The following is a 20856-nucleotide window of genomic DNA, read 5'->3' as shown; positions in this document are numbered from 1 at the left end:
TTTAATTGATTGGAGAAAACGGAATGTCTTCCTTGCTACGCGCCACCCTGATCACTCTGGCCCTGCTAACCACCGCCGGTTGCACCAGCAAACCCGTGCTTAACACCCAGCACGATTTGCCGGCCACGGCCCAGCTCAGCGAAGAGAAAATCAAACAGGTGATCGTCGCGGCCCTGCAAAAACGCGAGTGGACCGTGCAACGCCTGAGCCCGCAACTGGTGCAGGCCGAAATCACCGTGCGTAACCAATTTCACGCCGAAATCGATATCCGCTACACCCGCACCAGCTACGCCATCACCTACCGCGACAGCCGCGACCTGGGCTACAAGGACGGCAAGATCCATCGCAACTACAACCGCTGGGTGAGCATGCTGGACCGCGACATCATGGCGGGCTTGCAGAGTGCGGGTATCAATGGCGTGGAGGCGTTGAAGCAGAACTGAGGCTTTGCGTTCTGCAGAAACGACAAAGGGCGCCTTTCGGCGCCCTCTTCACAAACAGGTCGGCTTGTCATCGCCACTTCCTGCCCGGCTCTGCGATGGCTGGTTACCCAGGATCCTCAGAGTCTCACAAGCCCCTTTCGGGAACCCGGCCAGTATGCCTGAAAACAGGTTGCCTGCAATCGGTGGCAAAGCGCCGCCTACCCTTCATTCCCTCCAACGCAGCCCCAGCGCACTGCGCACCGCCACTTTTATCGCTAAAAACTGTTCACTGGTGAGCTCCGCGATTTTGTAAGTTCGTTTGCCATGACGGTCCTTGCTTTTGATTCGATCCAGTCGTCCCAGGCTTACGGTCGCCACAATGTCGCACTTCGCCCAGCAGACGGGATGTGCGCCTTGAAGATGGCTGTCGAGCTGCAGGTGATGCTCCAGTAGCGTTTGAGGTGCGGTTGTGCTCAGGGGCACTACGGTAACCAGCAATTTATTGGTGCGGTGCTTGCGTATCACAATGACGGGTCGAATCTTGATGATCTCCGGAACCTCATAACCTCGGAAATCACAAATCAACACGCTGCCCTCCTTGGGCTGGTAAAGAAGTGCCATCCATTTCACTCGCTTTGAAAAGAGCGATTCTGCGCAACTTTCTCGCGAATAACTAAGCTGGTTGCGTTACCTGATATGTGAGGCTGCCTACGCCACTGCCTGGCGCGTCAGCAACTCCACAAAGGCTTTGGCCATCGGCGTTTGCGTGCACTTGCGCTGCACCAGCCACACCGCCGTCACGGCCTCCCGATCAAGCAAGGTGCGATAGACCACGCCATCAATGCGGATGCGCTGGTAAGACGCCGGCAGTACCGACACCCCCAACCCCGCCGCCACCAGGCCGATGATGGTCATCGCCTCCCCGGCCTCCTGGGCGAAGTGCGGGCTGAAGCCGGCATCGCGGGCCAGGTTGAGTAGTTGAGCGTAGAGGCCGCTGCCGTAGGTACGCGGGAAAAATACAAACGGCTCCTCGGCCAGTTGCGCCAGGTGCAGGCCGCGCTCGCTGCCTTCCACCAACGGATGGCCAGCGTTCAATACCGCGACCAAAGGCTCGCGCATCAACTCGATCACGCTTAGAGAATCCGGCAACGGCAGCGGGCGCATCAGGCCCACCTGAATCGACTCATCCACCAGCGACTCGGCCACCTCGGTGCTGCTCATTTCCTGCAAATTCAGGTGCACCGCCGGGAAGGCTTTACGAAACGCAAAGATCGCCTGTGGAATGCCGGAGTTGAATGGCGCCGACGAGGTGAAGCCGATCTTCAATTCGCCTAACTCGCCCAGTTGCGCGCGGCGCGCCACGTCGGCGGCTTTATCCACCTGCGCCAACACCAAACGCGCCTCGTGCAGGAACAATCGGCCGGCCTCGCTCAGCTCAACCCGACGATTGGTGCGCTCAAACAAGCGTGCGCCTACCTCCTGTTCCAGCGCCTGGATCTGCTGGCTCAACGGCGGTTGAGAGATGCCCAGCACCTGCGCGGCGCGGCCAAAATGCAGCTCTTCGGCGACGGCAATGAAGTACCGCAAGTGACGCAATTCCATGCAAACCTCATTAGGTCGTAAAACCTCTTAAACAGGTCGAACAATATATTGGAAAGAATCATTAGGCAGCTATATTCTTTTTCGTATTGCCAGTCCTGGCAGGCTTTTCCTCCCCGAGGTCCCCGTGAAATCTGCTGTCGCGCCATTCGCTCAAGAAGTCCCGCCCACCGCCTTGGATGAGGTGGTCGCTCAGCTCAATGACGCGTACATCGAAAAAGGCACGCCGATGTTCATGCGCACGGTGCTGGCGCTGTTCTCCGGCGGGTTTGCCACCTTTGCCCTGCTGTACTGCGTGCAGCCGATGATGCCGGCGCTGTCCCACGAGTTCTCCATCAATGCGGCGCAAAGCAGCCTGATCCTCTCTGTCGCTACAGCGATGCTGGCGCTGGGCCTGCTGATCACCGGGCCGATTTCCGACCGTTTGGGACGCAAGCCGGTGATGGTTGCCGCATTGTTCTGTGCCGCGCTGGCCACCATCGTCAGCGGCTTGATGCCGACCTGGGAAGGCATTCTGCTGATGCGTGCGCTGGTGGGCCTGTCGTTAAGCGGCTTGGCCGCCGTGGCGATGACGTACCTGAGCGAAGAGATCCACCCGCAGCACATCGGCCTGGCCATGGGCTTGTACATCGGCGGCAACGCGATTGGCGGCATGAGCGGGCGCCTGATCATCGGCGTGTTGATCGACTTTGTGAGCTGGCACACCGCAATGCTGATCATCGGCGCGCTGGCCCTGATCGCGGCCACGGTGTTCTGGAAAATCCTCCCCGAATCGCGCAACTTCCGCGCCAGCAGCCTCAAGCCGCGCAACCTGGTGGACGGTTTTGTCATGCACTTCAAGGACGCGGGCCTGCCGTGGCTGTTCCTCGAAGCCTTCCTGCTGATGGGCGCGTTCGTGACGATGTTCAACTACATCGGCTATCGCCTGCTGGCTTCACCCTACGAGCTGAGCCAGGCCGTGGTCGGCCTGCTGTCGCTGGTGTACCTGTCGGGCATCTACAGCTCGGCCAAAATCGGCTCCCTGGCCGACCGTCTCGGCCGCCGTCGCGTGCTGTGGGGCACCATCGTCTTGATGCTGTCGGGGATGCTGCTGACCTTGTTCACGCCGCTGTGGCTGGTGGTGCCGGGCATGCTGATTTTCACCTTCGGCTTCTTCGGCGCGCATTCGGTGGCCAGCAGCTGGATTGGGCGGCGGGCAGTGAAGGCCAAAGGGCAGGCGTCGTCGCTGTATCTGTTCTGCTACTACGTGGGGTCGAGTGTCGCGGGGACGGCGGGCGGGTTCTTCTGGCACTTTGCCGGGTGGAACGGGATTGGCGGGTTTATCGTGGCGTTGCTGATGGGTGCGCTGCTGGTGGCGCTGAAGCTGGCAAAATTGCCGCCGCTGGGGCACGTGAAGGCCTGACGCAGTCCTGCTTTTAATGTGGGAGCTGGCTTGCCTGCGATAGCAATAGTGAATTCACCACCGCCATCGCAGGCAAGCCAGCTCCCACATTTGGTTTGCGTTTTATTCGTGGTATTGCGCCGACAGCTCATGCACCGCACGCAGGAACGCGCCCGCATGCTCCGGGTTCACTTCCGGCGTGATGCCATGGCCGAGGTTGAACACGTGCCCGCTGCCCTTGCCATAGCTGGCCAGGATGCGGCCGACTTCGGTGCGGATCGCTTCCGGTTTGGCGTAGAGCACGGTCGGGTCCATGTTGCCTTGCAGCGCCACCTGGTTGCCGACGCGACGGCGGGCTTCGCCGAGGTCGCAGGTCCAGTCCAGGCCCAGTGCATCGGCGCCCGCATCAGCAATGCTTTCCAGCCACAGGCCGCCGCCTTTGGTGAACATGATCACCGGCACTTTGCGACCTTCGTGTTCGCGGATCAGGCCGCTGACGATCTTGCGCATGTAGGCCAGGGAGAACTCCTGGTAAGCCGCCGACGACAGGTTGCCGCCCCAGGTGTCGAAGATTTGCACCGCTTGCGCGCCGGCCATGATCTGGCCGTTGAGGTAGCTGGTAACCGACTGCGCCAGCTTGTCCAGCAGCAGGTGCATGGCTTGCGGGTTGTCGTAGAGCATGGCCTTGGTCTTGCGGAAGTCTTTCGATGAGCCGCCTTCGACCATATAAGTGGCCAGGGTCCATGGGCTGCCGGAGAAGCCGATCAGCGGCACGCGGCCGTTAAGCTCGCGGCGGATGGTGCTCACAGCGTCCATCACGTAACCGAGGTCTTTGTGCGGGTCCGGGATCGGCAGGGCTTCGATGTCGGCCAGGGTGCTGACGACTTTCTTGAAACGCGGGCCTTCGCCGGTTTCAAAATACAGGCCTTGGCCCATGGCGTCAGGGATGGTGAGGATATCGGAGAAGAGGATGGCCGCGTCCAGTTGTGGGTAGCGGTCCAGCGGCTGCATCGTGACTTCGCAGGCGAACTCCGGGTTCATGCACAGGCTCATGAAGTCGCCGGCATTGGCGCGACTGGCGCGGTATTCCGGCAGGTAGCGACCGGCCTGACGCATCATCCACACGGGCGTGATGTCTACGGGTTGCTTGAGCAGGGCGCGAAGGAAACGGTCGTTCTTGAGGGCAGTCATGTCGGCATCCGCAAAAAAAGTGCGGGCATTTTCTCAGAGCGCGACGCAAAAGGCACGGAGTGAGCCGTGCCTTTTGTCTATCGGGTCAATTTGTCGCGGTAATACCGTCGCAAGATCGTTCCCACGCTCCGCGTGGTAATGCCTCCTGTGACGCTCCGCGTCGCGCCAGTCGGGACGCAGAGCGTCCCTGGCTGCATGCCCACGCAGAGCGTGGGAACGATCATCAGACCTGCAGGTAATCCAGGATGCCTTCGGCGGCGTTGCGGCCTTCGAAGATCGCGGTCACTACCAGGTCAGAGCCGCGCACCATATCGCCACCGGCAAAGATTTTCGGGTTGCTGGTCTGGTGCTTGTACTGGCCTTGTTCCGGGGCGACTACGCGGCCCTGGCTGTCGGTCTGGATTTCGAACTGCTCGAACCACGGCGCCGGGCTTGGGCGGAAACCGAAGGCGATGACCACGGCGTCAGCCGGAATGATCTCTTCGGAACCCGGGATCGGCTCGGGGCTGCGACGGCCACGGGCGTCCGGCTCGCCAAGACGAGTCTCGACCACCTTCACGCCTTCGACACGGTCTTCACCGACGATGGCGATCGGCTGGCGGTTGTAGAGGAATTTCACGCCTTCTTCCTTGGCGTTCTTCACCTCTTTGCGCGAACCGGGCATGTTGGCTTCGTCACGGCGATAAGCACAGGTCACCGACTTGGCGCCCTGGCGGATCGAGGTGCGGTTGCAGTCCATCGCGGTGTCACCACCGCCCAGCACCACGACTTTCTTGCCTTTCATGTCGACGAAATCTTCCGGCGACTTTTCAAAGCCCAGGTTGCGGTTGACGTTGGCGATCAGGAAGTCGAGCGCGTCATACACGCCCGGCAGGTCCTCACCGGCAAAGCCGCCCTTCATGTAGGTGTAGGTGCCCATGCCCATGAACACGGCGTCGTATTCGGCGAGCAGTTGCTCCATGGTGATGTCTTTGCCGATTTCGGTATTGAGACGGAACTCGATACCCATGCCGGTGAAGACTTCACGACGGTGGCTCAGCACGGTTTTTTCCAGCTTGAACTCGGGGATGCCGAAGGTCAGCAGGCCGCCGATTTCCGGGTTCTTGTCGAACACCACCGGGGTCACGCCGCCGCGCACCAGCACGTCGGCACAGCCCAGGCCCGCCGGGCCTGCGCCGATGATCGCAACGCGTTTGCCGGTCGGCTTGACCTTGGACATGTCCGGGCGCCAGCCCATGGCGAACGCGGTGTCGGTGATGTACTTCTCCACCGAACCGATGGTCACCGCGCCGAAGCCGTCGTTAAGGGTGCAGGCACCCTCGCACAGACGGTCTTGCGGGCACACCCTGCCGCAGACTTCCGGCAGGGTGTTGGTCTGGTGCGACAGCTCGGCGGCGGCGAGGATGTTGCCCTCGGCCACCAGCTTGAGCCAGTTGGGAATGAAGTTGTGCACCGGGCACTTCCATTCGCAATACGGGTTACCGCACCCCAGGCAGCGGTGGGCCTGGTCGGCCGAGTGCTGGGGTTTGAAGGGTTCGTAGATTTCCACGAACTCTTTCTTGCGTTGACGCAACAGTTTCTTCTTCGGATCTTTGCGCCCGACATCGATGAACTGGAAGTCGTTATTCAGACGTTCAGCCATGTTAAAACCTCATCAAACTCTTCAGGCGCATATCACTGCGGGTTGGCACGGATGCTGGAAAGCAACGATTTCAGGTTGGCAGCCTTGGGCTTGACCAGCCAGAAACGACGCAGGTAATCATCGAGGTTTTCGGCGAGGTTACGGCCCCATTCGCTGCCGGTCTCCTCGACGTACTCGTCCAGCACGTGCTGCAAGTGGTTCCGGTAGGATTCCATGGCTTCGCCGCTGATCCGCTGGATCTCGACCAACTCGTGGTTGACCTTGTCGACGAAGGTGTTGTCCTGGTCGAGCACGTAGGCGAAACCGCCGGTCATGCCCGAACCGAAGTTGTAACCGGTCTTGCCCAGTACCGCGACAAAGCCACCGGTCATGTACTCGCAGCAGTGATCGCCAGTGCCTTCCACCACGGTGTGGGCACCGGAGTTACGCACGGCGAAACGCTCACCGGCAGTACCGGCAGCGAACAGCTTGCCACCGGTGGCACCGTACAAGCAGGTGTTGCCGATGATGGCACTGTCCTGAGTCTTGTAAATGCTGCCTTTAGGCGGAACGATCACCAGCTTGCCACCGGTCATGCCCTTGCCCACATAGTCGTTGGCGTCGCCTTCGAGGTACATGTGCAGGCCGCCGGCGTTCCACACGCCAAAGCTCTGGCCGGCAGTGCCGTTGAAGCGGAAGGTGATCGGCGCTTTCGCCATGCCTTGGTTGCCGTGCTTGCGCGCGATTTCGCCGGAGATGCGTGCGCCGATCGAACGGTCGCAGTTGCAGATATCCAGGGCAAAGTCGCCACCGCTGGCGTCATTGATCGAGGAACTGGCCAGCTCGACCATCTTCTCGGCCAACAGGCCTTTGTCGAACGGCGGGTTGCGGTCCACCTGGCAGAATTGTGGCTTGTCTGCCGGGATGTGATCGCTGCCCAACAGCGGCGTCAGGTCCAGGTGCTGTTGCTTGGCGGTCTGGCCTTCGAGGATGTCGAGCAGGTCGGTACGACCGATCAGTTCTTCCAGCGAACGCACGCCCAGCTTGGCCAGCCACTCACGGGTCTCTTCGGCGACGTAGGTGAAGAAGTTCACCACCATGTCGACGGTGCCGATGTAGTGATCCTTGCGCAGCTTCTCGTTCTGAGTGGCGACGCCGGTGGCGCAGTTGTTCAGGTGGCAGATGCGCAGGTATTTGCAGCCCAGGGCGATCATGGGCGCAGTACCGAAGCCGAAGCTTTCGGCGCCGAGGATCGCGGCCTTGATCACGTCCAGGCCGGTTTTCAGGCCGCCGTCGGTCTGTACCCGCACCTTGCCGCGCAGGTCGTTGCCGCGCAGGGTCTGGTGGGTTTCGGCCAGGCCGAGCTCCCACGGCGCGCCGGCATACTTGATGGACGTCAGCGGCGAAGCGCCGGTGCCGCCGTCATAACCGGAGATGGTGATCAGGTCGGCATAGGCCTTGGCCACACCGGCGGCAATGGTGCCTACGCCGGCTTCTGCCACGAGTTTCACCGAGACCAGCGCCTGCGGGTTGACTTGTTTCAAGTCGAAAATCAGTTGCGACAAGTCTTCAATCGAATAGATGTCGTGGTGCGGCGGCGGCGAAATCAGGGTGACGCCCGGCACTGCGTAACGCAGCTTGGCGATCAGACCGTTGACCTTGCCGCCAGGCAGCTGGCCGCCTTCGCCGGGCTTGGCGCCCTGGGCAACCTTGATCTGCAGCACTTCGGCGTTGACCAGGTATTCCGGGGTCACACCAAAGCGGCCAGTGGCGACCTGCTTGATTTTCGAGCTTTTGATGGTGCCGTAGCGCGCCGGGTCTTCGCCGCCTTCGCCGGAGTTGGAGCGCGCACCCAGGCGGTTCATGGCTTCGGCCAGGGCTTCGTGGGCTTCAGGCGACAAGGCGCCCAAAGAGATACCAGCGGAGTCGAAGCGCTTGAGGATCGATTCCAATGGCTCGATTTCGCTGATGGCCAGCGGCGTATCCAGGGTCTTCACCTTGAACAAATCGCGGATCATCGACACCGGGCGGTTATCCACCAGCGCGGTGTATTCCTTGAACTTGGCGTAGTCGCCCTGCTGCACAGCGGCTTGCAGGGTGCTGACCACGTCCGGGTTGTACGCGTGGTATTCGCCGCCGTGTACGAACTTGAGCAGGCCGCCTTGCTGGATCGGCTTGCGCGCGCTCCAGGCTTCGGCTGCCAGGGCTTTCTGTTCGGCTTCGATGTCGACGAAACGTGCGCCCTTGATACGGCTCGGCACACCACGGAAGCTCAGTTCGCAAACCTCTTCGGACAGGCCGATGGCTTCGAACAGCTGTGCGCCACGGTAAGACGTGACCGTGGAGATGCCCATCTTAGACAGGATCTTCAGCAAGCCCTTGGTGATGCCCTTACGGTAGTTCTTGAACACCTCATAGAGGTCGCCCAGCACTTCACCGGTACGGATCAGGTCACCGAGCACTTCGTACGCGAGGAACGGGTAAACCGCCGAGGCGCCGAAACCGATCAACACTGCGAAGTGATGCGGGTCGCGGGCAGTAGCAGTTTCCACGAGGATGTTGGAGTCGCAACGCAGGCCTTTTTCGGTCAGGCGGTGGTGCACCGCGCCGGTGGCCAAGGAGGCGTGGATCGGTAGCTTGCCCGGCGCGATGTGGCGGTCGGTCAGCACGATCTGGGTACGACCGGCGCGCACAGCTTCTTCGGCCTGATCGGCGACGTTGCGCACAGCGGCTTCAAGGCCGAGGCTCTCGTCGTAGTTCAGGTCGATGATCTGGCGGTCGAAGCCTGGGCGATCCAGGGTCATCAACGAGCGCCATTTAGCCGGAGAAACGACCGGCGAGCTGAGGATCACACGGGAGGCGTGCTCAGGCGATTCCTGGAAGATGTTGCGCTCGGCACCGAGGCACACTTCCAACGACATCACGATGGCTTCGCGCAGCGGGTCGATCGGCGGGTTGGTGACCTGCGCAAACTGCTGACGGAAATAGTCGTACGGCGTGCGCACACGCTGGGACAGCACGGCCATTGGCGTGTCATCGCCCATGGAGCCGACCGCCTCATAGCCTTGCTCGCCGAGCGGACGCAGCACTTGGTCGCGCTCTTCGAACGTGACCTGGTACATCTTCATGTACTGCTTGAGCTGGTCGACGTCGTAGAAAGCCGAACCGTGGTCGTTGTCTTCCATGGTCGCCTGGATGCGCAGGGCGTTCTTGCGCAGCCATTGCTTGTACGGGTGACGCGACTTCAAGCGGTTATCGATGGCGTCGGTGTCGAGGATCTGCCCGGTTTCAGTGTCCACGGCCAGGATCTGGCCTGGGCCTACACGGCCTTTGGCGATCACGTCTTCAGGCTTGTAGTCCCACACGCCGATTTCCGACGCCAGGGTGATAAAACCGTTGGTGGTGGTAACCCAACGCGCCGGGCGCAGGCCGTTACGGTCGAGCAGGCACACCGCGTAGCGGCCGTCGGTCATGACCACGCCAGCCGGGCCGTCCCACGGTTCCATGTGCATCGAGTTGTACTCGTAGAATGCACGCAGGTCCGGGTCCATGGTCTCGACGTTCTGCCACGCTGGCGGAATGATCATGCGCACGCCACGGAACAGGTCGATGCCGCCGGTGACCATCAGTTCGAGCATGTTGTCCATGCTGGAGGAGTCGGAGCCCACGCGGTTGACCAGCGGGCCGAGCTCTTCGAGGTCCATCAAATCGTTGGCGAACTTGGTGCGACGGGCCACAGCCCAGTTGCGGTTGCCGGTGATGGTGTTGATCTCGCCGTTGTGGGCGAGGAAGCGGAATGGCTGAGCCAGCGGCCATTTCGGCAGGGTGTTGGTGGAGAAGCGCTGGTGGAACACGCAGATTGCGGTTTGCAGGCGCTCGTCGCTCAGGTCCGGATAGAAGGCGGTCAGATCCGCCGGCATCATCAGGCCTTTATAAATGATGGTCTTGTGCGAAAAGCTGCAGATGTAGTGGTCGGTGTCAGCGGCGTTGGAGACCGACGAACGACGACGCGACGTGAACAGCTTGATCGCCATGTCCTGATCGCTGAGGCCATCGCCTGCGATGAACACTTGTTCGATCTGCGGCAGGCGCTCCAGGGCCAGGCGGCCGAGCACGCTGGTGTCGATCGGCACTTTGCGCCAGCCAACCAGTTGCAGGCCGGCGGCCAGGATCTCGCGGTTCATGTTCTCGCGAGCGGCTTCGGCTTTCACCGGGTCCTGGTTGAAGAACACCATGCCCACGGCGTACTGCTTGGGCAGGTCGACCGCAAATTGCTCTTTTGCGACAGCGCGCAGGAACTGGTCGGGCTTTTGAATCAGCAAGCCGCAACCGTCACCGGTCTTGCCGTCGGCGTTGATCCCACCGCGGTGGGTCATGCAGGTCAGGGCCTCGATGGCCGTTTGCAAAAGGGTATGACTGGGCTCGCCCTGCATGTGGGCTATCAGGCCGAAACCGCAGTTATCCTTGAATTCATCGGGTTGGTACAGACCTGCTTTCATAGACACTTTCTCACCAGGCTGCCTCTTATACCGAGGCAAATTTCTTTTCAATTCAACCGGTTACCTTCCACGCCGAACGTACGCCGGCTTAGCGGGGGCAAAAGGGAGGTCATTGTACACACCGACACGAACGCTCACAAATTTAGCGACGAAATGTCGCAAATCTATGTCGCATTTATGAAAGGTTTAAAGCGATATGCTGTGCTAGTCAAAACTTTTTTAATTCTGACTGCTACGACTCAAAAGCTACGTGACGCAGACACCACAAAGCGCGCGGCCTTCAGGGCTGCACGCTGTGTTGTTTTTTTGAGGTGCTGAGAGAGCGGCCTGGGTAAGGCCGCCGGGTCTTCAGCGAGCTGTTGCGAGTTCTTGTTGAACGCTGCCGACAGTGCGAGGCCAAGGTTTACCAGCCTGAACCTTCGCTGGCAAGGCCTTGATCGCAGAATCAGCTGCGGCACGGCTTGGGAAGCTGCCGTAGGTGATCACGTAGAGAGGCTTGCCGTTGAGCACTTTCTTGAAATAACGGTACTGGCCGCCCTGCTCTTTCACGAACGCCTGGGCGTTGGCTTCGGAGCTGGTGCCCAGGATCTGCACCACGAAATTACCCGTTGGCTGGCTGGTGTACCAGCTGCTACCGGCGGCGGCAGGCGCAGCGGCCTTGGCAACGGCGGCAGGTTTTTCAGCAGGCTTGGCGGCCGGTGCCGGCTTGGCCACTGGCGCAGGCACAACAGGCTTGGCAACTGGAGCAGGCTTGGCAATGGCGACGGTCGGCGCCGGCGTCGGCTTGGCGACCGGAGCGGCTGCCGGGCCAGCCGGGACGCCGGCAGGCGGTGCGGTGGTGGTCACGGTGGGCGGCGTGGCGCTGGAGCCTTCCACCGGCACACCGTCATCACCTTCGGAGATACCACCGGCGGCTTCAGCGAGCGGGCCGCGCATCACCGGCTGGCCGACCATCGGCAGGTTGGTCGGTTGGCCGGAATTGGCGAATTCGACATTTGGCGTGGGCTTGCCCAGTGGCAACTGCGCCTGTTCGGTTGGCGCGCCGGCAGTGGCGGGTGCCTTGCTGCGACCCGGGATCAACCAGGCAGCAGCGACAGCGACCACGACAACGGCAGAAATCGCCAATACGTGCTTCTTAGGCATAGTAAACCCCATCTTTGGACGCTTAACCGCAGAGCGGCTGGCAATCATGGCTTCGATCAAGGCATCGCGGGCAACCTGGTTGATGGTGCCAGGCCAGCCGTCGGAGCTTTCGTGAATATCAGAGATCTGATTTGCCGTGAAAAGTTCGATACCGGCACCGGCGCCTTCGAGGCGTTGAGCCAGGTATTCGCGGGTTTCTTCCTCTTCGTAAGGCTGCAGCTCGATGACGTGGAACAGCTCCTGCTCGCCACTGATCTGCTCCAGATCAGCGATCAGCGACGACTCGCCAAACAGGAACACATGCGGGCGACCTTCCGGCGTACCGGCAGCCAGCGCCAGCAGCGCTTCCAGGGCAGATTCGTCGAGCTGCTCGGCATCGTCCACCAGCAAGTAGACTTCCTGGCCGGTCAGACCCAACTGCACAACCTGCTTGAGGATCGCGTTCGGCTCGGCATTGGCAACGTTCAGCGCCTGGGCCACTTGGCGCAGTACGCCGGCCGCATCACCGGCACCACGGGCCGACACCACCACGCTCTGTACCGATTGCTTGTTGGTGCTGGCAACCAGCGCCTGGCGAAGCAGGGTCTTGCCGCTGCCCAACGGGCCGGTCACTACCAGCAACAGTTGGCTGTAGCGCGCCAGGTGGTGCAACTGACCGAGCACCGGCTTGCGCTGGGCCGGGAAGAATTTGAAGCCCGGCACCCGTGGAGCAAAAGGGTCGTGGCTTAACTGGTAGTGGCCGAGGAACGCCTCGTCGGCATGCAAACTAGTCATCGGGATCTTATTAACCTTTAAGCTGGGCCAGGGCGCGGTAATCCGCTCCCAGCGTGGCCTGTAAAATCTCTTTCGGATAATCGTCGGTCACTACCGCTTCACCCATATGGCGCAGCAGCACCAGTCGCAGGCGACCGTCGATCACTTTCTTGTCGATTGCCATATGTTCGAGGAAATCCGCCTCGGTCATCTCTTCCGGCGGAATAACCGGCAAACCGGCGCGCTGGAACAGATGGATGCCGCGATCACGCTCCTGGGCGCTGATCCAGCCCAGGCGCTGCGACATTTCCAGTGCCATTACTGTGCCAGCCGCCACGGCTTCCCCGTGCAACCACACACCATAGCCCATGTGCGTTTCGATCGCATGGCCGAAGGTGTGGCCAAGGTTCAGGGTGGCGCGCACACCGGACTCCCGTTCGTCGGCATTCACCACCAGCGCCTTGGCGGCGCATGAGCGGGAAATCGCTTCGGTCAGTGCCACCTGGTCCAGGGCACGCAGGGCGTCCATGTGTTCTTCGAGCCAGGTCAGGAACGGCTCGTCACAAATCAGCCCGTACTTGATGACTTCCGCCAAACCGGCCGACAGCTCGCGCGGCGGCAAGGTGTTGAGGGTCGCGGTGTCGATCAGCACGGCTTGTGGTTGGTAGAACGCACCCACCATGTTCTTGCCCAGCGGGTGGTTGATGCCGGTCTTGCCGCCCACCGACGAATCGACCTGGGACAACAAGGTGGTCGGCACCTGGATAAAGTCCACGCCGCGCTGGTAGCACGCTGCGGCAAAGCCGGCCATGTCGCCGATCACACCGCCGCCCAGGGCGACCACCGTGGTACGCCGGTCATGCCGTGCAGTCAGCAGGCCGTCAAAGATCAGTTGCAGGGTTTCCCAGTTCTTGTGGGCCTCACCGTCAGGCAGGATCACCGAAATCACCGAGTAGGCCGCAAGGCTGCGGCTCAGACGCTCAAGATACAGCGGCGCGACCGTTTCATTGGAGATGATCGCCACTTGCCGACCGGCAATGTGCGGTGCGAGCAACTCGGGCAGGTCCAACAGACCTTCGCCAATATGGATTGGGTAGCTGCGCTCGCCTAGATCGACCTTAAGTGTCTGCATGTGTCCCCGCGTGAAGAAATATGTACGATCGGCAACGCTCGGAATTTCGTCGCCTGATGGCTCTGCGCCATACCCCGGAGGTTGATGGCGCGCCGCCGAGAATAGCGCATTTCGGGCCTGGCTTTAACGGGGTGGCAACTGCTGCAAACGCTCAAGAATGTCGAGAACCACCATTCGAGGCGGCCGCTCATCGGTTTCGACCACCAGATCGGCGATTTCCCGATACAGCGGATCGCGCAGCGTGAGCAAGTCCCGCAAGGTTTTTGCCGGGTCTGCGGTGCGCAGCAATGGGCGATTGCGATCGCGGGCGGTACGCCCTACCTGCTGCTCGACCGATGCATGCAAATAGACCACGCGACCCCCGGCATGCAGCGCCCGGCGGTTTTCATCGCGCATCACTGCACCGCCGCCGGTGGCCAATACCACGCCATCGCAGCCGCACAGCTCGGCAATCATCGCCTGCTCGCGGTCGCGAAAGCCCAGTTCGCCTTCCTTATCGAAGATCCATGGGATATTGGCACCCGTGCGCAATTCAATTTCCTTGTCGGAATCTTTGAACGGCAGGCGCAGCTCTTTGGCCAGCAAACGGCCGATGGTGCTTTTTCCAGCCCCCATCGGTCCTACAAGAATCAAATTTCGCACAGAATCAACGACTCACAGCAATCGCCTGGTTATTCATAATACGCGGAGTCAGGAATACCAGCAGCTCGGATTTTTTCTCCGCCAGCACATCGCGCCGGAAAAGGCGGCCAAGATACGGCACATCGCCCAAAAATGGCACTTTATCTACCACTTTGCTTTGGGTATTGGAGAAAACCCCGCCAATGACGATGGTCTCGCCATCCTTGACCCGCACCTTGGCGTTGACCTCGTTTTTCTTGATCGGCGGTACGTCGTTGAGCTTGTTCAGGTAGTCAGGCTCATCCTTGGTGACCTTGACCTCCATGATCACCCAGCCGTCAGGGGTGATTTGCGGGGTCACCTCCAGCGACAGCGAGGCCTCCTTGAACGACACCGAAGTGGCCCCACGCGAGCTGGACTCCTGATAAGGAATCTCGGTGCCCTTGAGGATGCGCGCGGTTTCCTTGTCGGAAGTGACCACCTTGGGCTGTGAGACGATCTCGCCGTTGCCGGTTTTTTCCATGGCCGTCAGCTCCAGGTCCAGCAACAGGTTGTCGGTAATAAAAGCGATGCCCAGGCCAGCCGTACCGGTAAGCGAGCCCATATCGACAAACGGCGAACTGGGCGGATTCTCCGGTGGCTCCGCGCCCTCGGCCAACTCTTTGCTGATACCGCCCGCGCCCCAGTTGCCGCGATTGAGCCGCCCGCCCCAGCGCACGCCCAGGCTTTTGTCGTAATCGACATTGGCTTCGACAATCCGCGCCTCGATCATCACTTGGCGTACCGGCACATCCAACTGCGTCACGATGCGCCGCAGCTCGTCAATTCGCTCGCGGGTCTGGTAGGCGATGATGTTGTTGGTGCGATCATCGACCGCCACCGAGCCGCGCTCATCGGTAAAGCCGTCAACGCCTGTCACCGACTGAAACAGCTTGGCCAGGTCCGCCGCCTTGGCGTAATTGACCTGCAACAGCTCGCGCCGCAAGGGCGCCAGCTCTTCCATCTGCTTGCGCGACTCCAGCGCCAGCAGCTCGCGGGCCGCCAACTCTTCGGCAGGCGCCACCAGCAAAACGCCGGCCTTCACGCGCTTATCCAAGCCTTTGGTTTGCAGCACCAGATCCAGCGCCTGATCCCAGGGCACGTCCTTGAGCCGCAAAGTGATCGAGCCTTGCACTTCATCACTGGCCACCAGATTAAGCCCGGCCACATCCGCAATTTGCTGCAACACGGCGCGCAAATCGATGTTCTGGAAGTTGAGGGTCAGCGTGTCGCCGCTGTAGGCGCCACTGGGAACCACGCTGCCAGGAGGCGGCAGTTGGATCAGATCGACGCGATTGGGCACAGCAAATGCCATCGGTGCCGTGAACGCTATCCATAGCGCCACACCGAAGGACGAGAAAGTCCTTTTCATTGTTTGATTCCGTTATGAGTTGACGTTTAACACCAGGGTTCGCGAACGCGCAAGCCATGCGCCCTGTTCGTCCGGGAACAGTTCGACCAGTTCGATATGGCCGGAATGAATGGCCGTGACCCGGCCATGGTTAGGCCCCAGGTAGTCGCCAACCGCCAGCCGGTGCACGCCAGAAGGTGTGCGCAGCAGGGCGAAGGTTTGCAGGCCATGGGGCAGTGCTTCGACCGACACCGCATTGATTGAAAGCGTGCCGACCATTTCGAACTGGTCGACGGCCAGGCCTTCCAGCGTGCCGCGCTTGCGCGCCAGGTCCGGCGCAAGAGCGGGTTGGCCCGGCATGTGGTCGACCTGCGCCGCAGGCGGCTGGAACGGGTCACGCAGGGACGCAGCGTCGTAGACAAAGTGCGACCCCGGCTCGACAGCCGCCCCGGACGTGCCGCGCGCGGACATGCCACGATAAGTCTTGGCCAGCAAATCAAGGCGCAATAACGCCCCTTCAGACCGAAGCACCACATCATGCACAGTGACGATCCGCGGCAAGCCACCCAGGGCACTCACGAAGCTCGCCAGGTCGTGGTAGGCGCCAAACACACCGACTTGTACCGGTTCCTCGATGTAGAACGGCTGCGCCTGTTCATCCAGCACCGTGACACCTTCGACCACCAAACCGTTGGCCGCCGCCAGCCGCGCCATGTCTTCGAGCAAGCCCGGCATGTCCGATTCGCCGGGCAACTGCCGTAACAGCTCGGCAACCTGCGCCTGCACTCTCTGGGCCTGATGGGCACGTACCTCAAGATCGGCGGCCAGGCCGGTCTTTTGCGTCAGTTGCTGTTGCAACGTCAGCGTCTGCGCTTGCAGCCCGTGCAACTGTTCGCGTGCCGGGGCCAGCAGCCAACCATCGCCCACTCCCCACACCAATCCCCCCAACGCGCAGCCGAGCAGAATCCTGGCCGGTAAGGGCCATTTGGCAGCGTTGTGAGAAAGCGTGGAAAAGTCGAGCCTGGGCAGGCTCAAGGCTGGGCCTCGGTGGATTCCCCTTGGCGCACCATCAACTGGAATTCGTTGCCGCCCCCTTGGCCCTGCGCACGCACATGCTGCAACCGGGTTGCGTGGGCACCTTCAGAGGCTTCGAGGCGGCGCATCAGCTGAGCGATATCCTGGCTGGACTCGGCACTGCCACTGACACTCACCGTATTGCCCTTGGCAACCACCTCATGCAGGTGCACCCCATCGGGCACGGCACGGGCGAGCTGGTCCAATAGTTGGGCGCCGGCCGAGCGGGATTCCTGCAGGTCCTGTACGACCTTCATTCGCGCGGCCAATTGCTGGCTCTGCTCCTGCAAGTCATCGATGGTCTTGAGGCGCGAGTCCTGGATGGCGACGTTTTTGTTCAATTGGCTGTTGCGCGTCACTTGCCGGTCGATCGCCTGATCGATGACCTGGTCCGCCAGCCACACCGCCGCGAGAGCCACACCGGCGAACCCCAGCAGAAATATCAGGAAGTACTTGCGCCGCCGTTCTGCCTGCGCCTGGCGCCAAGGCAAAAGATTGATTCGTGTCATCCAGCGAAACTCCTCAGGGCCAGCCCGCAAGCAATTCCCATCCCGTGAGCATCCACGGCCCATTGTGCGCCATCGACTCGATGGCCCGGCATGAAGCTGGCGAAATCCTGACGGCAAGCGCGCTCCAATGCAAACCCTTCGACGTCCACCACCCGCGCAACCAGCCCGGCCAGGGCCAAAACCGCGGCGCGGGCCTCGACCTGCTCCTTAAGGCACGCAGCCAGCACCACCTCGACCCGCGCCGAGTCCTGAGGCGAAGGGCCGCGCACCTGAAAGTCGATGGCAACGTCATCCAGTGGGTAAGGAATGTACTGGTCGGCTTCCATCTGGATCATCCACGCCATCTCCTCGTCACTGAGCCCCGCCTCCATGTCGATCACCCGCGTGATGACCGACGGCCCCGACACCGCCACTGCCGCCTGCCGGGCGGACGTGTGCAACCGTGACAACGCCTGTTGCAGCGCCTGGGCCACCCCTTCAAGGTCCAACAATGTGCCGTCGACGACCGCATTGGCGGGCAGCCCCTGCGTGACGTATGCCTTGACGCGGTAAGCGCCGGCGGTGTGGTCCAGTTCAATCAGCTTGATACCGGTGTCATTGATGTCGACGCCCAACAGGGTGTCGGCTTTACGCCTGAAAAATCCCTTTCGCATAAAACTCCCTAAAACTTTGCCTGTCATACCGCCTGATTGCCGCTGGGAATCGTGCATTCGGTCGACTTGTTTGGCCGCCACGAATGACGCCCCAGGCCGAAAATGCTTTAATGCCCAGCGTTTTTTCCCGCTTTTTCCTGCTGCTCGGGTCGATCCATCGTTTGCCATGCATGCCCCGACGCGTAACTCATTCTTTTCTCTGGAAATCCAAAAGCCTTGATTCGTCTGCTGAAGTTTTTCGGGTACTCCATTGTCGCGATCGTCTGCGGGCTGCTGCTCGTACTCAGCGGGGCCTACCTCTACCTTAGTCCGGGTTTGCCTTCCGTAGAGGCACTCAGAAGTATCCAGTTGCAGATTCCTTTGCGGGTCTACAGCAGCGATGAAAAACTGATCGCGGAGTTCGGCGAAATGCGCCGCACACCGATCCGTTTCGCCGACATTCCACCCAATTTCATCAACGCCCTGCTCTCGGCTGAAGACGATAATTTCGCCAACCACTACGGCGTCGACCCAAGCAGCCTGGTGCGCGCAGCGACCCAGTTGGTAAAAAGCGGACACATTCAATCCGGCGGCAGCACCATCACCATGCAGGTGGCGAAGAACTTCTTCCTCACCAGCGAGCGCAGTTTTTCGCGCAAGGCCACCGAAATTCTGTTGGCGCTGCAGATCGAACGTCAGCTGACCAAGGACGAAATCCTTGAGCTGTACGTCAACAAGATCTACCTGGGCAACCGCGCCTACGGGATCGAGGCCGCTTCGCAGGTGTACTACGGCAAGTCGATTCGTGACGCCAGCCTGGCGCAGATGGCAATGATCGCCGGCCTGCCCAAGGCGCCGTCGCGCTTCAACCCGCTGGCCAACCCGGCGCGCAGCAAGGAGCGTCGCGACTGGATCCTGGGGCGCATGTACAAGCTGGGCAAAATCGACCAGGCCGCCTACGAGAGCGCCGTGGCCGAGCCGCTGAACGCCAGCTACCACGTGCCGACACCGGAAGTGAATGCGCCATATATCGCTGAAATGGCGCGAGCCGAGATGGTTGGCCGTTATGGCAGCGAGGCCTACACCGAAGGCTTCCGCGTGACCACGACTATTCCGAGCAACCTGCAGGAAATCGCCAACAATTCCGTACGCGACGGTTTGGTGACCTACGACCAGCGCCATGGCTACCGTGGCCCCGAATCGCGCCTGCCGGGCAAGACCCTGAGCGCCTGGACCACCGAGCTGGGCAAACAGCGCCCGATCAGCGGCCTGGAGCCCGCCATCGTCACCCAGGTGAAGAAGGATGGCGTGCAAGTGCTCACCCGCAGCGGCGAAGGCCATGTGTCGTGGGACAGCATGAAGTGGGCACGCCCGTTCCTGAACACCAACAGCATGGGCCCGATGCCCAAGCAGCCGTCGGACGTGGCGCAGGTCGGTGATTTGATCCGCGTGCAACGCCAGAAAGACGACAGCCTTAAATTCAGCCAAGTGCCTGTAGCCCAAGGCGCCCTGGTGTCCCTGGACCCGCAGAACGGTGCGATCCGTGCACTGGTCGGCGGGTTTGCCTTCGAGCAGAGCAACTACAACCGCGCCACCCAGGCCAAGCGCCAGCCTGGCTCGAGCTTTAAGCCGTTCGTGTACAGCGCCGCGCTGGATAACGGCTACACCGCCGCCAGCCTGGTCAACGACGCACCGATCGTGTTTGTCGACGAGTACCTGGACAAGGTCTGGCGCCCGAAGAACGACACCAACACCTTCCTCGGCCCGATCCGTATTCGCGAGGCACTGTACAAGTCGCGCAACCTGGTATCGATCCGCCTGCTGCAGGCCATGGGCGTGGGCAAGACCATCGACTACATGACGCGCTTCGGCTTCGCCAAGTCGGACCTGCCGCCTAACCTGTCCCTGGCGCTGGGCACCGCGACCCTCACGCCGATGGAAATCGCTACCGGCTGGAGCACCTTTGCCAACGGCGGCTACAAGATCACGCCGTACCTGATCGACAAGATCGAAAGCCGCAATGGCGATACCCTGTTCACCGCCAACCCGCCACGCGTGCCGGGCGACGTGGTCAACGGTGTGGCTGCACCCGATGGCATTGCAGCACCGAACAACGGTGGCATCACCATTGAGCCGACACCAGGCGCAGCACCGGCCGCCAATGCCACCGTGCCCACCGAACCACAGGCACCGGCAGTGGCCGAGCGCGTGGTGGATGGCCGTACCACTTACATCCTCAACAGCATCCTGGAAGACGTGATCAAGAAAGGCACCGGCCGCCGCGCCCTGGCCTTGGGCCGCGCAGATATCGCCGGCAAGACCGGTACCACCAACGAATCCAAGGACGCCTGGTTCTCCGGCTACAACGCCGATTACGTGACCACCGTGTGGACCGGTTACGACCAACCGGAAAGCCTGGGCCGCCGTGAGTTTGGTGGCACCGTCGCACTGCCGATCTGGATGAGCTACATGGGCGCGGCCTTGAAGGACAAGCCGCTGCATACCCAGGCCGAGCCGGAAGGCATCCTCAGCCTGCGGATCGACCCGGTGAGCGGCCGTGCAGCATCGCCAAGCACGCCGAATGCGTACTTCGAGCTGTTCAAGAGCGAAGACACGCCGCCGTCGGTCAACGAGCTGGGCAACGGCGTTGCACCGGGCAGCCCGCTGCCGGCGGATGAGGCGGCGCCGATCGATTTGTTCTAGTGAAATCAGTGGCCCGGCACAGCTCCCATGTGGGAGCTGGCTTGCCTGCGACGGCGGTGTATCCGCCACTGAGTCACCCCCTGATACACCGCCATCGCGGGCAAGCCCGGCTCCCACAGGGTTTACCTGGCGCCTGAAGACCGCATTCAGCCAGCCACAAAAAAAGCCCCGACTCGCAAGAGCCGG

Annotated in this window: 15 protein-coding genes; 3 read left to right on the top strand and 12 right to left on the bottom strand. The window is 61.4% G+C overall.

All coding sequences use genetic code 11. The annotated features are described in order from the left end of the window. Nucleotides 1–23 precede the first annotated feature (23 nt). A complete protein-coding gene (locus BLV67_RS11145; protein ID WP_065930749.1) occupies nt 24–443 on the top strand; it encodes a hypothetical protein in 420 nt (139 codons plus the stop codon). A gap of 204 nt (nt 444–647) precedes the next feature. On the opposite strand, the gene BLV67_RS11140 is transcribed toward BLV67_RS11145, so the two are convergent. After that, nucleotides 648–1043, bottom strand: coding sequence for a type II toxin-antitoxin system PemK/MazF family toxin (locus tag BLV67_RS11140; protein WP_069786797.1), 396 nt, complete (start codon nt 1041–1043; stop codon nt 648–650). Between the two features lie 87 nt (nt 1044–1130). Next, nucleotides 1131–2024 (bottom strand): LysR family transcriptional regulator, encoded by an 894-nt coding sequence (locus BLV67_RS11135; RefSeq protein ID WP_069786796.1) that lies wholly within the window; start codon nt 2022–2024, stop codon nt 1131–1133. A gap of 172 nt (nt 2025–2196) precedes the next feature. On the opposite strand from BLV67_RS11135, the gene BLV67_RS11130 reads away from it, so the two are divergent. Next, nucleotides 2197–3423 carry an MFS transporter gene (locus tag BLV67_RS11130; protein WP_425272306.1) on the top strand — a complete coding sequence of 409 codons (1227 nt, stop codon included), beginning with the start codon at nt 2197–2199 and terminating at the stop codon, nt 3421–3423. A gap of 102 nt (nt 3424–3525) precedes the next feature. On the opposite strand, the gene hemE is transcribed toward BLV67_RS11130, so the two are convergent. The 10 genes from hemE to pilM all read right to left on the bottom strand — a co-directional run bounded on the left by hemE (nt 3526) and on the right by pilM (nt 17988). Next, the gene (gene hemE, locus BLV67_RS11125) at nt 3526–4593 is read right to left on the bottom strand and encodes a uroporphyrinogen decarboxylase (protein ID WP_069786794.1); all 1068 of its coding nucleotides are present in this window, start codon (nt 4591–4593) and stop codon (nt 3526–3528) included. 223 nt (nt 4594–4816) lie between these two features. Next, entirely contained in the window at nt 4817–6235 is a 1419-nt protein-coding gene (locus BLV67_RS11120) for an FAD-dependent oxidoreductase (RefSeq protein ID WP_003187920.1), read from the bottom strand. A 32-nt stretch (nt 6236–6267) separates the two neighbouring features. Continuing rightward, nucleotides 6268–10713 (bottom strand): glutamate synthase large subunit, encoded by a 4446-nt coding sequence (gene gltB / locus BLV67_RS11115; protein WP_065930755.1) that lies wholly within the window; start codon nt 10711–10713, stop codon nt 6268–6270. A 348-nt stretch (nt 10714–11061) separates the two neighbouring features. Beyond that, nucleotides 11062–12630 carry an AAA family ATPase gene (locus BLV67_RS11105; RefSeq protein WP_069786793.1) on the bottom strand — a complete coding sequence of 523 codons (1569 nt, stop codon included), beginning with the start codon at nt 12628–12630 and terminating at the stop codon, nt 11062–11064. A 10-nt stretch (nt 12631–12640) separates the two neighbouring features. Beyond that, the gene (gene aroB / locus BLV67_RS11100) at nt 12641–13741 is read right to left on the bottom strand and encodes a 3-dehydroquinate synthase (RefSeq protein WP_017138566.1); all 1101 of its coding nucleotides are present in this window, start codon (nt 13739–13741) and stop codon (nt 12641–12643) included. Between the two features lie 123 nt (nt 13742–13864). After that, nucleotides 13865–14383, bottom strand: a complete 519-nt coding sequence (gene aroK, locus BLV67_RS11095; RefSeq protein WP_017138567.1) for a shikimate kinase AroK — start codon at nt 14381–14383, stop codon at nt 13865–13867. 4 nt (nt 14384–14387) lie between these two features. Next, the gene (locus BLV67_RS11090; protein WP_069786792.1) at nt 14388–15716 is read right to left on the bottom strand and encodes a type IV pilus secretin PilQ; all 1329 of its coding nucleotides are present in this window, start codon (nt 15714–15716) and stop codon (nt 14388–14390) included. Nucleotides 15717–15785: 69 nt separating this feature from the next. Then, a complete protein-coding gene (locus BLV67_RS11085) occupies nt 15786–16787 on the bottom strand; it encodes a pilus assembly protein PilP (RefSeq protein WP_069786791.1) in 1002 nt (333 codons plus the stop codon). Beyond that, nucleotides 16784–17335 (bottom strand): PilN domain-containing protein, encoded by a 552-nt coding sequence (locus tag BLV67_RS11080; RefSeq protein WP_065930759.1) that lies wholly within the window; start codon nt 17333–17335, stop codon nt 16784–16786. The genes BLV67_RS11085 and BLV67_RS11080 overlap by 4 nt, the downstream gene beginning before the upstream one ends. Then, nucleotides 17332–17988 carry a type IV pilus biogenesis protein PilM gene (gene pilM / locus BLV67_RS11075; RefSeq protein WP_065930760.1) on the bottom strand — a complete coding sequence of 219 codons (657 nt, stop codon included), beginning with the start codon at nt 17986–17988 and terminating at the stop codon, nt 17332–17334. Before pilM ends, BLV67_RS11080 begins: the two co-directional genes overlap by 4 nt. A 219-nt stretch (nt 17989–18207) precedes the next feature. Here pilM and BLV67_RS11070 point away from each other — a divergent pair, with 219 nt between their 5' ends. After that, nucleotides 18208–20670: a penicillin-binding protein 1A gene (locus tag BLV67_RS11070; protein ID WP_371919070.1), complete on the top strand. Its 2463-nt coding sequence runs from the start codon at nt 18208–18210 to the stop codon at nt 20668–20670. Nucleotides 20671–20856 lie beyond the last annotated feature (186 nt).

Source organism: Pseudomonas salomonii (assembly GCF_900107155.1).
GTDB lineage: Bacteria > Pseudomonadota > Gammaproteobacteria > Pseudomonadales > Pseudomonadaceae > Aquipseudomonas > Aquipseudomonas salomonii.
This window is presented reverse-complemented; position numbering and strand designations above follow the sequence as displayed.

Bases quoted from the DNA above. Each gene is read 5' to 3' on its own strand.
- BLV67_RS11145 (WP_065930749.1), top strand. From the start codon at position 24: ATGTCTTCCTTGCTACGCGCCACCCTGATCACTCTGGCCCTGCTAACC.
- BLV67_RS11140 (WP_069786797.1), bottom strand. From the start codon at position 1,043: ATGGCACTTCTTTACCAGCCCAAGGAGGGCAGCGTGTTGATTTGTGAT.
- BLV67_RS11135 (WP_069786796.1), bottom strand. From the start codon at position 2,024: ATGGAATTGCGTCACTTGCGGTACTTCATTGCCGTCGCCGAAGAGCTG.
- hemE (WP_069786794.1), bottom strand. From the start codon at position 4,593: ATGACTGCCCTCAAGAACGACCGTTTCCTTCGCGCCCTGCTCAAGCAA.
- BLV67_RS11120 (WP_003187920.1), bottom strand. From the start codon at position 6,235: ATGGCTGAACGTCTGAATAACGACTTCCAGTTCATCGATGTCGGGCGC.
- gltB (WP_065930755.1), bottom strand. From the start codon at position 10,713: ATGAAAGCAGGTCTGTACCAACCCGATGAATTCAAGGATAACTGCGGT.
- BLV67_RS11105 (WP_069786793.1), bottom strand. From the start codon at position 12,630: ATGACTAGTTTGCATGCCGACGAGGCGTTCCTCGGCCACTACCAGTTA.
- aroB (WP_017138566.1), bottom strand. From the start codon at position 13,741: ATGCAGACACTTAAGGTCGATCTAGGCGAGCGCAGCTACCCAATCCAT.
- BLV67_RS11090 (WP_069786792.1), bottom strand. From the start codon at position 15,716: ATGGCATTTGCTGTGCCCAATCGCGTCGATCTGATCCAACTGCCGCCT.
- BLV67_RS11080 (WP_065930759.1), bottom strand. From the start codon at position 17,335: ATGACACGAATCAATCTTTTGCCTTGGCGCCAGGCGCAGGCAGAACGG.
- pilM (WP_065930760.1), bottom strand. From the start codon at position 17,988: ATGCGAAAGGGATTTTTCAGGCGTAAAGCCGACACCCTGTTGGGCGTC.